Origin of the sequence: Flavobacterium sp. CYK-55 (assembly GCF_018413465.1) — a bacterium.
Taxonomy (GTDB): domain Bacteria; phylum Bacteroidota; class Bacteroidia; order Flavobacteriales; family Flavobacteriaceae; genus Flavobacterium.
This window is the reverse complement of sequence record NZ_JAHCDK010000001.1, coordinates 443,060-457,321: the sequence shown is the minus strand read 5'-3', so window position 1 is coordinate 457,321 and position 14,262 is coordinate 443,060. Positions and strand designations below refer to the sequence as shown.

The following is a 14,262-nucleotide window of genomic DNA, read 5'->3' as shown; positions in this document are numbered from 1 at the left end:
CCGGAGTGATGGATGACGTTTTTGAGTATAAACATCAAAACGTTCATTAAAAACTTTTCATTATGCCTATATATCACAAACTAGGAAGCATTCCGCATAAAAGACATATTCAATTCAGAAAACCCAACGGAGATTTATACTACGAACAACTTTTCGGCACCGTAGGTTTTGACGGAATGTCCACCAATTCTTATCACGAGCAACGTCCGACCCAAGTAAAAGAAATTCGCGGTCAATATAGCGTTGCTCCCAAAATTGCCAAAGCCAACAACATGCAATCGTATCGTTTGCGCGGGTTTCAAGTAAATCCGGAGGCTGATTATTTACAATCTAGAAAAATTGTTCTGACCAATTCAGATTGTCATATTGCCTTGGCTGCACCCCAAAAATCAACCACGGATTATTTCTATAAAAACACCGATTCAGATGAATTGATTTTTATCCACCGAGGAACCGGAAAGCTTAGAACCATGCTGGGTAATCTCGATTTTAAATACGGAGATTATTTGCTGATTCCGCGCGGGATTATCTATAAAATTGATTTTGATACCGATGACAACCGTTTGTTTATTGTTGAGTCGCACCGTCCGATTTATACACCAAAGCGTTATCGCAACTGGTTTGGGCAATTGTTAGAGCATTCGCCTTTTTGTGAACGCGATATTCGTCGTCCGCAGGAACTTGAAACCAACAATGAAAAAGGAGATTTTGTCATCAAAGTCAAAAAGAAAGACGAAATTTTTGATATGGTTTATGCCACGCATCCGTTTGATGTAGTTGGTTATGACGGTTATAATTATCCATATGCCTTCTCCATCCACGATTTTGAACCGATTACCGGTAGAATTCACCAGCCGCCTCCAGTGCATCAAACTTTTGAAACCGATGCATTTGTGGTTTGTTCGTTTGTGCCGCGTTTGTACGATTATCATCCTGATGCGATTCCGGCGCCCTACAACCACAGCAACATTGACTCTGATGAGGTTTTGTATTATGTCGATGGTGATTTTATGAGCCGAAACGATATAGAAGCAGGTCATATTTCACTGCATCCGGCCGGAATTCCACATGGCCCACATCCAGGCGCTACTGAAAGAAGCATCGGAAAAAAAGAAACCCTCGAATTAGCCGTTATGGTGGATACCTTCAAGCCTTTGATGGTAACAGAAGAAGCCATGAAAATTGCCGATGACAAGTACTATCAATCTTGGTTAGAGTAAAATTAGAACACAACTTTAGGACAGATTTGGTCCGCTAATATCTTTATTATTATGTCAAAAGAAGTAAAATCCGTTGAATACGGTTTAGAAAAAATATTTGAAGGAGCTCAAGATTTCCTTCCACTTTTGGGTACCGATTATGTTGAATTTTATGTCGGGAATGCCAAACAATCAGCACACTTTTATAAAACTGCTTTTGGTTTTCAGTCGATGGCTTATCGCGGATTAGAAACCGGCTCGAGAGATTCTGTGAGTTATGTGCTCAAACAAGACAAAATCAAATTGGTTTTGACCACGCCACTCAACAGCAAATCTCCTATCAACGAGCATATCGTAAAACATGGCGACGGTGTGAAAGTGGTTGCATTATGGGTTGAAGATGCCCGTTCTGCTTGGGAGGAAACAACCAAACGAGGCGCGAAATCATTTATGGAGCCTACGGTTGAAAAAGATGAGCATGGCGAATTGGTTCGTTCCGGAATATATACCTACGGAGAAACGGTTCACATTTTTGTCGAGCGTAAAAACTACAACGGAATTTTCTTGCCAGGGTTTGTTGAATGGAAGTCGGATTACAATCCGGAACCGCTGGGCTTGAAATACATTGATCACATGGTTGGAAATGTAGGTTGGGGCGAAATGAACCAGTGGGTAAAATGGTATGAAGATGTGATGGGATTTGAAAATTTTCTTTCGTTTGATGACAGCCAAATCCACACTGAATATTCAGCATTGATGAGTAAAGTAATGAGCAATGGCAACGGAAGAATTAAGTTTCCGATCAATGAACCGGCCGAAGGTAAAAAGAAATCTCAGATTGAAGAATATCTCGATTTTTATGAAAGCCCCGGAGTGCAACATATTGCTGTAGCTACAGATGACATCATTAAAACGGTTGCGGGTCTTCGAGCGCGCGGTGTAGAGTTTCTGTCAGCTCCGCCTAGAGCATACTATGAAGAAATTCCCAATCGTTTGGGCGACCACATGAAAATGATGAAAGAAGATTTAGCCGAGATTGAAAAGTTGGCCATTATGGTTGACGCTGATGAAGAAGGTTATCTACTTCAGATATTTACAAAACCTGTTGAAGACCGACCAACTCTTTTCTTCGAGATTATTCAGCGCATGGGAGCTAGAGGTTTTGGAGCCGGAAACTTTAAAGCTCTGTTTGAATCCATTGAGCGCGAACAAGAAAAAAGAGGGACTTTGTAAAAATCAGCTAATAATTTTAAATAATTCTCAAAACAAAAACACAAAACAGCATGATTTATTAATTCAACGTGTTAAAGTTGAATTTTTATTGACAATATTTCAAAAACCGGCATATCTTTGTACCAACAAAAACCGAAGGAGTGGTTTCCAGAAGTTTTTATATAAATTTTTTCATAATTTATAGTTTTTGGTTGGTTAATAGCATAAAAACCCGGTCATCATATTTGACTGGGTTTTTTTGTTTTTAGTACATTTGGAACAGAAATTGCTTTCGGGGGCGAAATCAATTTGAAAATATATGAAAAAAGTCATCGCATTTGTATTAATCATCACCACTTTTGGGTTCAGCAACCAAAAAGAAAGAGCATTTGATGTAGGCGAATGGTATAAATTCAGAATTCATTACGGCTTTATTAATGCCGGATACGCCACTTTAGAAGTAAAAGAAGCCGTTAGACAAAACAAAAAAGTGTATCATGCTGTTGGAAAGGGATACACAACCGGAATGTCAAGATTCTTTTTTAAAGTAGAAGATTTATACGAAAGCTATTTTGACAAAGAAACTTGTAAGCCGTATCAGTTTGTTAGAAAAATTGATGAAGGCGGTTACCGAAAAGATCAAGAAGGTTTTTTCAACCAAGACGACAATAAAGTTTTGGTCAAAGACTACAAAAACAAATCTGAGAAGGTTTATCCGGTAACAGAAAATGTTCAAGACATCGTTTCTACTTTTTATTATTTAAGAAATTATCCGGCCATTGATCGGATGAAACCCGGAGAATCCGTGGCCGTTGATATGTTCTTTGATGGCGAGATTACCAAGTTCAAACTCAAATTTTTAGGAAACGAAGACATCGATACTAAATTTGGTGTTGTTCCTTGTATGATTTTTAGACCGCTGGTTCAATCTGGCCGTGTTTTCAAAGAAGAAGAAAGTTTAACAGTTTGGATTTCAGATGACGATAATAAAATACCGTTGCGAATCAAAGCTAGTTTAGCTGTCGGATCATTAAAAGCTGACTTAGATGCCTTTAAAGGCTTAAAATATTCTTTTAAAGTTAAAGTTAAATCTTAATGGAAATAACACACCCAACACAAGAAATTTTAGATCGTCTTGACGAAAAATTTCAAGCCATAAATCAAAAAACAGACACTCATTTAGAAGGCTTGCTTTGGGCTAAACCCATTACTTATTGGGATTATATTCAAACTGATGCTTTGCTGAGTTTGCAAACTCAAAGAACCACTTTGCCCGACGAAATGGTTTTTGTGATGTATCATCAAGTCAATGAACTTTTGTTTAAAATGGTTTTATGGGAAATTGAACAAGTGACTCTGTGCGCACAACCACAAACAGCTTTTTTTACAGAGAAGCTTCGCCGGATCAGTCGCTATTTTGATATGCTTACTACTTCATTTGACATTATGGGCGACGGAATGGAAATCGAGCAATACATGAAATTTCGCAATACACTTACTCCCGCTAGTGGTTTTCAGAGCGCACAGTACAGATTGATTGAATTTGCCTCTACCGATTTAATTAATTTGATTGATTATCGATTCAGAGCAACCATTGACAGAAATACACCGTATTCACATGCTTTTGAGCATTTGTATTGGCAAGCGGCAGGAAAAGATCATCAAACAGGTGAAAAATCGTATCTCATTCAAGAATTTGAACGAAAATACAGAGGTTTTTTCCTCAGAGAAATGGAAAAATACAACACCATTAATCTTTGGCGAAAATTCAAACAATTACCTGAAGCTGATCAGAAAAACCCTGAACTCATCCAAGCCATGCGTCATTATGATTACACGGTGAACATTAAATGGGTTATGGGACACTTTAATGCAGCTACCAAATATATTGACAGCGGTCATGGTAATGGTGAGGCTACAGGCGGTAGTGATTGGAAAAAATATATGTTGCCTAAATATCAGCGCCGTATTTTCTTTCCAGAATTGTGGTCAGAAGACGAGCTCAAGAATTGGGGCGAATAACATATACCTGAAAACAATCAGTTTTGAAGAAAATCATCCTTAGCTTTTTTGTACTTATACATTTAGTTTCTTGTAAACAAGAAGAAGAACTCGTGCCCGAATCTATGAGTAAACCCATTCCGGTAGTCGAGCAATTCGGGTTTAAATACAACGATTTTACCGTCAGTAATGATACTGTTAGATCTGGCGATACATTCGGGAGTATTTTAGGCAATCAAAACCTTGATGGCAAGCGGGTGTATGATATTACTGAGAAAGTAAAAGACAGTTTTGATGTTCGGATTATGCGCATCGGGAAGCCGTTCACGATTTTCAGAACCAAAGATCGTTTTCAGAAAATACAAGCGTTTGTTTATCAGCCTGATCGCGGAACTTATTATGTGATTGATTTGAGAGATTCTATTCACGTGTCCAAGAAAACCCGACCGATTACCATCAAAACCCGAACCATTGCGGGCGCGCTTGACGGATCATTCTCTGAAGCCTTGCAAAAACAAAAAGTAGATGTTTCATTGGCGGGCAAAATCACCAAAATATACGCTTGGTCCATTGACTTTTTCAAATTAAAAAAGGGTGATCAATTTGGAGTTACTTTTACCGAAAGGTATATTGATGATACGATTTACGACGGAGTTGATAGCTTAAAGGCTGCTTTTTTTGAATATAAAGGCAAAAAAATATACGCTTTTCCTTTTGAACAAAAGCAAGGTTCAGGCAAGCAAGAATATTTTGACGAAAACGGAAAAACACTTAAGAACTTCTTTTTAAAAGCACCGCTTAAATTTGTCAACATAACTTCAAGATTTGCCAAAAACCGATTTCATCCGGTACAGCTCATCTGGAAAGCCCACAAAGGAACTGATTACGCAGCTCCGACCGGAACACCAATCATGACAACAGCTTCGGGTGTGGTAGAACAAACCGGATATACTGCCGGAAACGGAAATTTTGTTAAAGTCAAACACGACAGAACTTATTCTACGCAATATCTACACATGTCTAAGATTATTGCTCGCAGAGGACAAAGAGTCAATCAAGGCGATGTGATTGGACGCGTTGGAAGCACTGGTTTGGCAACTGGCCCACATGTGTGTTATCGCTTTTGGAAAAACGGCGTACAAGTAGATCCGCTCCGGCTGAATTTGCCAAGTTCTGAATCTATGGAAAAGCGAAATTTACCTCGATATATGCAGTATATACAACCACTTAAAAAGACTTTAGACAGTGTAGCTGAGGTTCGGAATAAAAAATAAACTCATTTACAGGAATATTCAAACTTAACCCTGAGTTAACAGCATAAATTGTACATTTGTCGGCTTAAAACCAACAAAGATTTTTATGGCTTTAGAGAATATTAATCCCACTCAGACAGCAGCTTGGCAAAAATTAGCTGCCCATTTTGAGCTCATGAGCAAGCAAGAGATCAAAGCTTTGTTTGCTTCTGATACATTTCGTGCAGAAAAATTTCACATCCAATGGAACGATTTTTTAGTCGATTATTCCAAAAATAATATTACCTCGGAAACTATTGATTTGCTGATCGAGCTTGCGCATGAAGCCCAATTAAAAGACGCTATTGATAAATATTTTACAGGCGACATCATCAATCAAACAGAAAAAAGAGCTGTATTGCACACGGCATTAAGAGCTTCTGAAGATTCTTTTGTTCAGGTTGATGACATTGATGTAATGCCCGAAATTAAAGCGGTAAAACAGAAAATCAAAACCTTTTCTGAGCAAATCATCAGCGGAACACACACCGGATATACCGGTAAACCTTTTACTGATATTGTCAACATCGGAATTGGCGGCTCAGATTTGGGTCCGGCTATGGTAGTTGAGGCACTTCAGTACTACAAAAATCATTTGCGCACTCATTTTGTCTCGAATGTTGACGGTGACCATGTGCAAGAAGTTTTGAAGAAAATCAACCCAGAAACAACCCTTTTTGTCATTGTTTCTAAAACATTTACTACACAGGAAACTCTTACTAATTCTGAAACCATTCGCAGTTGGTTTTTGAAATCCGCAAACCAAGAAGATGTAGCCAAACATTTTGTGGCGGTTTCTACCAATTTGAATAAAGTAACAGAGTTTGGTATTGATGCAGAAAACATCTTCCCCATGTGGGATTGGGTTGGTGGAAGATTTTCGCTCTGGAGTGCCGTAGGTTTGTCTATTAGTTTATCTGTAGGATATAGTCATTTTGAGTCGCTTTTAAAAGGCGCCCATCAAATGGATGAACATTTTAAAAAAGAGTCGTTTGACAAAAATATTCCTGTGATTTTAGCGCTTCTGAGTGTTTGGTACAACAACTTTTTTGGTGCCGAAAGTGAAGCATTAATTCCGTATACACAATATTTACAGAAGCTCGCGCCGTATTTACAACAAGGCATTATGGAAAGCAACGGAAAAAGCATTGATCGCAACGGAAATCCGGTAACTTATCAAACCGGAACCATTATTTGGGGCGAACCTGGAACCAATTCGCAACATGCTTTTTTTCAGTTGATTCACCAAGGAACAAAACTCATCCCAACTGATTTTATAGGGTTTGTAAAACCTTTATATGGAGACCAAAATCACCATGACAAATTGATGTCGAACTTTTTGGCACAAACCGAAGCTTTACTCAACGGCAAATCGGAAACACAAGTTCAATTCGAGTTCGAAAAACAAAATATCAACCCTCAGACTGCTGAATTCTTAAAACCGTTTAAAGTTTTTACCGGTAACAAACCTACCAATACGCTTCTGATTCAAAAATTAACGCCGCAAACTCTAGGCTCTTTGATTGCTTTGTATGAGCACAAGATTTTTGTTCAAGGTGTAATTTGGAACATTTACAGTTATGATCAATGGGGTGTTGAGCTTGGAAAACAGTTGGCCAATTCTATTTTAGATGAAATTCACACCGGACAAATTCAAAAACATGATTGTTCAACCGAATTTTTGCTTAAATATTTTTTAAAACATCGATAGCAAAATAACAACAGATAAAGAACCTTACTTCGGTGAGGTTTTTTTATGCTTTTTACTTATATTTGAAATCCTAAAAAAACAAAAACATGTATCACATCCTTCAAAAAGCTCATTCAGGCTGGGCCTATTTAGTCCTGATTTTATTGTTAATTGCTGTTTTTAATGCCATGATGGGAAAAAACGCACAGCGAAACTTTGAAGCAAAAGACAGAAAAATTTCTTTATTTGCTCTAATCGCAACGCATCTGCAATTGGTTTTTGGATTGATATTGTATTTTGTTTCTCCTTTAGGAATGGCCTCAATGGGTCAAATGAGTGATGCTTCATTAAGATTGACTTCGCTTGAACATCCTTTAATTAACATTATTGCCATTGTTTTGATTACAATTGGTTGGTCAAAACATAAAAAAACAGAAGATTCACAAGCGAAATTCAAATCCATCATGTTGGGTTATGGAATAGGTTTTTTACTCATTTTAAGCAGAATTCCTTGGTCGCTTTGGTTTTAATATTGGTCTGTTTAGGTTTTTAAACCTGAGATTCCACCCAAAAACGATAAAATGAAACATACGCTAGTCATAGTTTTGCTGTTAAGTGGTTTTTATACTGGGTTTGCTCAAGCGGTAAATTCAAAAGATAAAGCCAAAAATACAGTTTCAACCACAGCTGCGGTCAAAGATACGGTCAGTAAAGACAAAATTCCGCTAGTTCAACCGGAAATTGTCTTTAATGATACTGTTATCGCTGTAAAGGGTAAATACAAATTGTACAAAAAAGATGTACACGCTTCATATTATGCTAATAAGTTTAACGGTAGGCGTACTGCTAGCGGAAAGCGTTTTGACAATAACAAATACAGTGCGGCTCACCGCAAATTTGCCTTCGGAACTATTTTGCGAGTTACCAACGAAGAAACTGGAAAGTCAGTATTTGTTGAAGTAACCGATCGCGGTCCTTTTTCACGAGGTCGTGAAATAGACCTGTCTAGAAAAGCCTTTATGGAGATCGCTCCCAATAAGAACAGTGGTAGTATGCGCGTTAAAATAGAAGAAGTTTACTAGTCCCAATTTTTATAAGGATGGTGGCTTAAATATGAATTATAGTATCTATCGTCACCAGTAACTTCTTTATCCAACCAATCAGGTTTTTCGTAAGATTCATTTTCAGTTTTGAGTTCTATTTCAGCTAAGATGAGGCCTTCATTTTCTCCTTCAAAAACATCTACTTCATAGGTGTGTTTCCCAACTGGAATTGTATATCTTTTTTTGTGAATGACACCACTTTCACACAAAGCTAACAGTGGTATTGCATCGATTAGGGAAATTTCTGTTTCCCACTCGAAACGTGTGGTTCCAGAGCTATTGCTTTTTCCTTTAATCGTAATAATTCCTCGTTCTGAGGCAATTCTGATGCGAACGGTTCTGTCTGGATTTGAATTCAAGTATCCTTGTGCGATGAGTTGATGTGAAGTTGCCTGTTGTAAAAAAGCTTCAGATTTAACCAAGAATTTTCTTTCTATTTCAAACATGATTTAACAGATAAAGTACTTTATTTTCAAAGATATTACAATTATCTTTAGTTGCTTGATTCATTACTTCTCTGAAATGGAAAATCTGCTTAGTAATCGTAAAATCATTCATGTAGATATGGATGCGTTTTATGCATCTGTTGAGCAAATGGACAATCCTTTGTTACGTGGAAAGCCTATAGCAGTGGGCGGTGGGGAGGCCCGAGGTGTAGTTTCAGCGGCGAGTTATGAAGCACGTAAATTTGGCGTCCGAAGTGCGATGAGCGGGTATTTGGCCAAAAAAAATTGCCCCAATTTAGTTTTTGTCCGTCCACGATTTGAAAGATACCGAGAAATTTCACTTAAAATCAGAAAGATATTTTTTGAGTTTACTGATTTGGTCGAACCACTATCGCTTGATGAAGCCTACCTCGATGTAACGAATAATAAAAAAGGAAATCCAAGCGCTACATTAATTGCCTCAGAAATCAGACAGCGCATTTTTGATGAAACCGGGCTTACCGCATCAGCAGGAATATCCATTAATAAATTTGTGGCCAAAGTAGCTTCAGATTACAACAAACCCAACGGACAAAAAACGGTAGGTCCTGAAGAGGTTATTTCTTTTTTAGAACAACTACCGATTAAAAGATTTTACGGTGTTGGCAAAGTTACTGCCGAGCGTATGTATAGTTTAGGCATTTTTACAGGTTTAGATCTCAAAAACAAACCGTTAGACTTTCTTGAGAACAACTTTGGGAAGTCTGGTAAATTCTACTACAATGTGGTGCGCGGAATTCATTTAAGTGAAGTAAAACCTGAACGTTTAGCTAAATCAGTGGCCGCAGAACATACCTTTTCAGAGAATCTGACTTCAGAGATTTTTATGCTTGAGAAGCTTGAAAAAACAGCCGCTGAGCTTGAACGCAGATTGAAAAAATATCAGATAGCGGGCAAAACAGTGACGCTCAAAATTAAATACAGCGATTTTACGCTCCAAACGCGCAGTAAAACGTTGCCTTATTTTATTTCTGATAAAGCACTGCTTTTTGAGACCAGCAAAGAATTGCTCTTACAAGAACGCATGAAAAACTCTGTCCGGCTTTTGGGAATTTCGCTGAGTAATCTCAACACCGAAGTCAAAAAGACGGTCGTGGTACAACTCAAATTTGAGTTTTAAAAAAACCTCCGTTTAAAAGCGGAGGTTGTAGTTTATTTTTCTATTTCAGAAACTCTCAGAGTGTTGACCATTCCTTTGTCAGAAACCGGCATTGCGGCTAGGTTGATGAGAAAATCTCCTTTTTCAACAAAGCCTTTTTCTCTGGCTATTTCGTTGATATCTGTAACGGTATCATCAGTACTAACAAACTTATCGTAATAGAACGATTTCACGCCCCAAAGCAAATTGAGCTGTGTGAGAATGTTTTTGTTTGAAGTAAAAACTAAAATATGTGCTGATGGTCTCCAAGCTGAAATCTGAAATGCGGTGTATCCACTATTGGTCAAGGTGCAAATAGCTTTGGCTTTAATAACATTAGCCATGGTAGCAGCATGATGACAAATAGTTTTGGTAATAAAACGTTTGGTTTTGATTTGCGGTGTATTTTGTGGCACCTGAATCAGGGGTGAGTCTTCAACTGATTCAATAATCTGGGTCATTTTTTCAATAACCTGAACCGGATAATTACCCACTGATGTTTCGCCTGAAAGCATGACCGCATCGGCACCATCCATCACAGAGTTGGCTACATCATTTACTTCAGCACGAGTTGGTGTGAGGCTTGTAATCATGGTTTCCATCATTTGTGTGGCAATAATCACCGGAATACGTGCTGTTTTGGCTCTGTTAACCAATTTTTTCTGAATCAGCGGAACTTCATGCGCCGGAACTTCAACACCCAAATCGCCACGTGCAACCATAAGACCATCGCAATAGGCTACAATTTTGTCAATATTGGCAACACCTTCTGGCTTTTCAATTTTGGCGATAATCGGAATTTTATGCTTTGAATGCTTTGAAATAAGCTCTTGTAATTCCATTAAATCTTCAGGCGTACGCACAAATGAAAGCGCAATCCAATCGACTTGTTCACTAATGGCAAATTCAGCGTCTTTGATATCTTTTTTGGTCAAAGCAGGCAATGAAACTTTGGTGTTGGGCAGGTTTACTCCTTTTTTAGATTTAAGTGGCCCGCCTTGAATTACCTTACAAACCACTTCGGTTTTTTTGTCGGTTGAAACTGCTTCAAATATTAGTTTTCCGTCATCAAGCAAGATGCGTTCACCAGGCTTGACATCTTTTGGAAATTCTTTGTAATTCATGTACACGCGCTGAGCAGTTCCCGGAACGTCTTCAGCGGTTTGAAATGTGATTAAATCGCCATCGTGTACCACCACATCTTCTTTCATGACACCTACACGCAACTTTGGCCCTTGTAGATCAGCCAAGATTCCGGTAGTGTAGCCAAATTCTTCATTGAGCCCTTTAATCAAATCAATTTTTTGTTTTACATCGGTATAGTCTGCATGTGAAAAGTTGATTCTAAATACGTTCACCCCAGCGTCAATCATTTTTTTGAGCACTTCGCGCTCACTACAAGCCGGGCCAAGGGTGGCTACAATTTTGGTTTTTTTATTGGTTGGCATTTTTATTAAAAAATTAAATTGTTTTTAGATTTAATATTTTCAGGATCAACAGCATAAACTGTTGATATTCTGTCTATTGATTTTAGGCCTGTGACCATTTTAGGTATCGAAAAATAACCGTGATTGTTTTCTATTTTTAAGAAATAATCTACACGTTTAAGTTCAGAAATTAAATGTACTTTTCTGAAAACTTCCCATTCGGCAGTTCCAAAAAGTCCGTTTTTGCGATCCTGTGCTGCGGTACTAATGTCAGTTTGGTTTGGAATCAAACACCATTGAATATCGTGTGTTTGATCGTCGTAAATAAACTTTGAAAAGAAAGCTTCACCTTCTTTAACTAAAATGCCCACCTCATCGGTTGACTTGCTTAAGTTTACGGGTAATGTTTGATTGATGAAATAGGCTAGTCTATAATCTTCAAGTGACGAATGGATAGCGATTAGGTCATAATCAACCTGATCAAATTCATCTAAATGCAGCTTTAAAACGGCCATATGCAACAAAAATCAGCTGTAAATATAAAACATCTCTATTACAAAAAAGCTAAAAAAATCAGGGTTTAACTAGAATTTGATAACGAAAACGTTATAGTTTTAAGAAGTTTCAATTATTTAGCATCAATCTTGTTTTGAAAAGCAAAATAAGCGCGTTGTGAAGCCTTTTCTTCGGCTTTCTTTTTAGATGTTGCGCGTGCTTTGGCGACAATTTTATGGTCAATACTTAATTTTACACCAAAAAGCCTTTCTCCTGTGATGGCATTATCGTCAAAAACATCGTAATGAAAAGATTTTTTTTCTTTTTGACACCATTCTATAAGCAGACTTTTATAGCTGATGACTTTACCCTCAAGTTTTGGGATATCTACATAAGGTATAATCACACGATGGTTAATGAACTTTTCACAAAAGCCATATCCTAAATCGAGATAAATGGCTCCAATAAGTGCTTCAAATATATTTCCGTGGATGTTTTCACCAAAGTGGGAAGTTGGAACTTTGCTGTCAATAAAACCAATCAGATTTAAGTCTCGGCCAAGTTCGTTTAAATGGTCTCGGCTTACAATTTTTGAACGCATTTTGGTTAAATAACCTTCATCACCATGCGGAACTTGGTTGAACAAATGAGCTGCAATTACCGAACTTAGCATAGCGTCACCTAAAAATTCAAGTCGCTCATAATTGATAGGATTGCCTTTCTCATCTATTTTGCTGGCCGATCTATGGGTAAAAGCACGTTGATAAATGCTTAAATCATTCGGTTTAAAACCAAGCATTTTTTCAAGCTCATTAAAAAAACTCCCGTCTTGATGGGAACGGGAGTTTTTGAATATTTTTTGAAAAATCTTTTTCAAAGTTAGTCTTTCAATTTTTTGAATAATAGACAGGCATTATGCCCTCCAAATCCGAAAGTATTACTCATAGCAACATTCACTTCGCGTTTTTGAGCAATGTTTAATGTTAAATTCAACTCAGGATCAATATTTTCATCAACAACACTATGATTGATGGTTGGTGGCACGATTCCATTTTGCATAGCTAAAATTGAAGCAATTGCCTCAATGGCACCGGCAGCACCCAATAGGTGGCCAGTCATGGATTTGGTTGAATTAATATTCATGGTTTTTGCATGCGAACCAAAAACGGCACTAATGGCTTTTAGCTCAGCAACATCTCCCAGCGGGGTTGATGTTCCATGTGTGTTGATGTGGTCTACTTGGTCTGGAGTCATTCCGGCATCTTTTAAACAATTTTGCATTACAGCAATTACTCCGATGCCTTCCGGATGAGGAGCGGTTAAGTGGTATGCGTCTGATGACATTCCGCCACCCCCTACTTCACAATATATTTTTGCACCTCGGGCTTTAGCATGCTCATATTCTTCAAGAACCAAAGCACCGGCACCTTCACCTAAAACGAATCCGTCTCGTGTAGCATCAAATGGTCTTGAAGCCGTTTCTGGACTTTCGTTTCTGGTAGACAGAGCCTGCATAGAGTTAAATCCGCCCATACCCGCAATGGTTACTGCGGCTTCTGAACCTCCGGATATGATAACATCGCACATGCCTAAACGCAGATAGTTAAAGGCATCGATAAGAGCGTTGGCTGATGAGGCACAAGCAGAAACAGTAGTATAATTTGGGCCCATAAAGCCATTGCGCATAGAAATGTGAGCAGGAGCAATATCGGCAATCATTTTTGGGATAAAAAACGGGTTAAATCTTGGGGTTCCATCTCCTTTAGCGTATGTGATTACCTCTTCTTGAAAAGTTTCAAGACCACCAATTCCAGCGCCCCAAATAACACCAACTCGATTTTTATTTACATTTTCGTCAGTAATCCCAGCATCTTTAATGGCTTCTTCACTAGCAGCAATGGCATACTGAGCAAACTTGTCCATTCTACGGGCTTCTTTTCGATCGATAAAATCTTCAATATTGAAGTTTTTAACCTCACACGCAAATTTGGTTTTGTGCTTTTCGGTATCATAATAGGTAATAGGGGCTGCTCCGCTTTTACCATTGACCAATCCGTTCCAGTACTCCTGAATGTTGTTTCCGATTGGGGTTAATGCGCCTAAACCTGTTACTACGACTCGCTTTAATGCCATATAAATTGTATATTAGATGGTTTGATTTTAAACAAATAATACCCAAATGTTTCTTAGAGGATTTCCATCATAGAAAGACACGGGTAT

At 38.1% G+C, this 14,262-nt stretch carries 14 protein-coding genes; 9 read left to right on the top strand and 5 right to left on the bottom strand.

Translation table 11 applies throughout. The features are described 5' to 3' along the window. The first annotated feature begins 62 nt into the window (after window positions 1-62). The 8 genes from KIH23_RS02030 (at window position 63) to KIH23_RS01995 (ending at window position 8,476) form a co-directional block, all read left to right on the top strand. On the top strand, window positions 63-1,220 hold the full coding sequence (locus tag KIH23_RS02030) for a homogentisate 1,2-dioxygenase (protein ID WP_213210979.1): 1,158 nt from the start codon (window positions 63-65) through the stop codon (window positions 1,218-1,220). A gap of 51 nt (window positions 1,221-1,271) precedes the next feature. Beyond that, window positions 1,272-2,432, top strand: coding sequence for a 4-hydroxyphenylpyruvate dioxygenase (hppD, locus tag KIH23_RS02025; protein ID WP_213210978.1), 1,161 nt, complete (start codon window positions 1,272-1,274; stop codon window positions 2,430-2,432). A 298-nt stretch (window positions 2,433-2,730) separates the two neighbouring features. Continuing rightward, window positions 2,731-3,507, top strand: coding sequence for a DUF3108 domain-containing protein (locus KIH23_RS02020; RefSeq protein WP_213210977.1), 777 nt, complete (start codon window positions 2,731-2,733; stop codon window positions 3,505-3,507). After that, entirely contained in the window at window positions 3,507-4,433 is a 927-nt protein-coding gene (locus tag KIH23_RS02015; RefSeq protein ID WP_213210976.1) for a tryptophan 2,3-dioxygenase family protein, read from the top strand. Before KIH23_RS02020 ends, KIH23_RS02015 begins: the two co-directional genes overlap by 1 nt. Window positions 4,434-4,456: 23 nt before the next feature. Further along, window positions 4,457-5,686, top strand: a complete 1,230-nt coding sequence (locus KIH23_RS02010) for a M23 family metallopeptidase (protein WP_213210975.1) — start codon at window positions 4,457-4,459, stop codon at window positions 5,684-5,686. An 85-nt stretch (window positions 5,687-5,771) separates the two neighbouring features. Beyond that, the gene (pgi, locus tag KIH23_RS02005; protein WP_213210974.1) at window positions 5,772-7,415 is read left to right on the top strand and encodes a glucose-6-phosphate isomerase; all 1,644 of its coding nucleotides are present in this window, start codon (window positions 5,772-5,774) and stop codon (window positions 7,413-7,415) included. Window positions 7,416-7,501: 86 nt separating this feature from the next. Continuing rightward, window positions 7,502-7,924: a hypothetical protein gene (locus KIH23_RS02000; RefSeq protein WP_213210973.1), complete on the top strand. Its 423-nt coding sequence runs from the start codon at window positions 7,502-7,504 to the stop codon at window positions 7,922-7,924. Between the two features lie 51 nt (window positions 7,925-7,975). Continuing rightward, window positions 7,976-8,476 carry a septal ring lytic transglycosylase RlpA family protein gene (locus tag KIH23_RS01995; protein WP_213210972.1) on the top strand — a complete coding sequence of 167 codons (501 nt, stop codon included), beginning with the start codon at window positions 7,976-7,978 and terminating at the stop codon, window positions 8,474-8,476. Here KIH23_RS01995 and KIH23_RS01990 read toward each other — a convergent pair. After that, window positions 8,473-8,943, bottom strand: a complete 471-nt coding sequence (locus KIH23_RS01990; protein ID WP_213210971.1) for a CYTH domain-containing protein — start codon at window positions 8,941-8,943, stop codon at window positions 8,473-8,475. The genes KIH23_RS01995 and KIH23_RS01990 overlap by 4 nt on opposite strands. 76 nt (window positions 8,944-9,019) lie before the next feature. Between KIH23_RS01990 and dinB the strand changes: the two genes are divergently transcribed. Next, a complete protein-coding gene (gene dinB, locus KIH23_RS01985) occupies window positions 9,020-10,102 on the top strand; it encodes a DNA polymerase IV (RefSeq protein ID WP_213210970.1) in 1,083 nt (360 codons plus the stop codon). 32 nt (window positions 10,103-10,134) lie between these two features. On the opposite strand, the gene pyk is transcribed toward dinB, so the two are convergent. The 4 genes from pyk to fabF form a co-directional block, all read right to left on the bottom strand. Next, complete coding sequence (gene pyk, locus KIH23_RS01980; protein WP_213210969.1) at window positions 10,135-11,568, bottom strand: pyruvate kinase; 1,434 nt, start codon at window positions 11,566-11,568, stop codon at window positions 10,135-10,137. A gap of 5 nt (window positions 11,569-11,573) precedes the next feature. Continuing rightward, window positions 11,574-12,062, bottom strand: a complete 489-nt coding sequence (locus KIH23_RS01975; protein WP_213210968.1) for an IPExxxVDY family protein — start codon at window positions 12,060-12,062, stop codon at window positions 11,574-11,576. Window positions 12,063-12,175: 113 nt separating this feature from the next. After that, window positions 12,176-12,919, bottom strand: coding sequence for a ribonuclease III (gene rnc / locus KIH23_RS01970; RefSeq protein ID WP_249684753.1), 744 nt, complete (start codon window positions 12,917-12,919; stop codon window positions 12,176-12,178). A gap of 2 nt (window positions 12,920-12,921) precedes the next feature. After that, the gene (gene fabF / locus KIH23_RS01965; RefSeq protein ID WP_213210967.1) at window positions 12,922-14,175 is read right to left on the bottom strand and encodes a beta-ketoacyl-ACP synthase II; all 1,254 of its coding nucleotides are present in this window, start codon (window positions 14,173-14,175) and stop codon (window positions 12,922-12,924) included. Window positions 14,176-14,262 lie beyond the last annotated feature (87 nt).

Coding starts and splice junctions, on each gene's coding strand:
- KIH23_RS02000 (WP_213210973.1), top strand. CDS start 7,502: ATGTATCACATCCTTCAAAAAGCTCATTCAGGCTGGGCCTATTTAGTC.
- fabF (WP_213210967.1), bottom strand. CDS start 14,175: ATGGCATTAAAGCGAGTCGTAGTAACAGGTTTAGGCGCATTAACCCCA.
- dinB (WP_213210970.1), top strand. CDS start 9,020: ATGGAAAATCTGCTTAGTAATCGTAAAATCATTCATGTAGATATGGAT.
- KIH23_RS02020 (WP_213210977.1), top strand. CDS start 2,731: ATGAAAAAAGTCATCGCATTTGTATTAATCATCACCACTTTTGGGTTC.
- hppD (WP_213210978.1), top strand. CDS start 1,272: ATGTCAAAAGAAGTAAAATCCGTTGAATACGGTTTAGAAAAAATATTT.
- KIH23_RS02015 (WP_213210976.1), top strand. CDS start 3,507: ATGGAAATAACACACCCAACACAAGAAATTTTAGATCGTCTTGACGAA.
- KIH23_RS01990 (WP_213210971.1), bottom strand. CDS start 8,943: ATGTTTGAAATAGAAAGAAAATTCTTGGTTAAATCTGAAGCTTTTTTA.
- KIH23_RS01975 (WP_213210968.1), bottom strand. CDS start 12,062: ATGGCCGTTTTAAAGCTGCATTTAGATGAATTTGATCAGGTTGATTAT.
- pyk (WP_213210969.1), bottom strand. CDS start 11,568: ATGCCAACCAATAAAAAAACCAAAATTGTAGCCACCCTTGGCCCGGCT.
- pgi (WP_213210974.1), top strand. CDS start 5,772: ATGGCTTTAGAGAATATTAATCCCACTCAGACAGCAGCTTGGCAAAAA.
- KIH23_RS02030 (WP_213210979.1), top strand. CDS start 63: ATGCCTATATATCACAAACTAGGAAGCATTCCGCATAAAAGACATATT.
- KIH23_RS01995 (WP_213210972.1), top strand. CDS start 7,976: ATGAAACATACGCTAGTCATAGTTTTGCTGTTAAGTGGTTTTTATACT.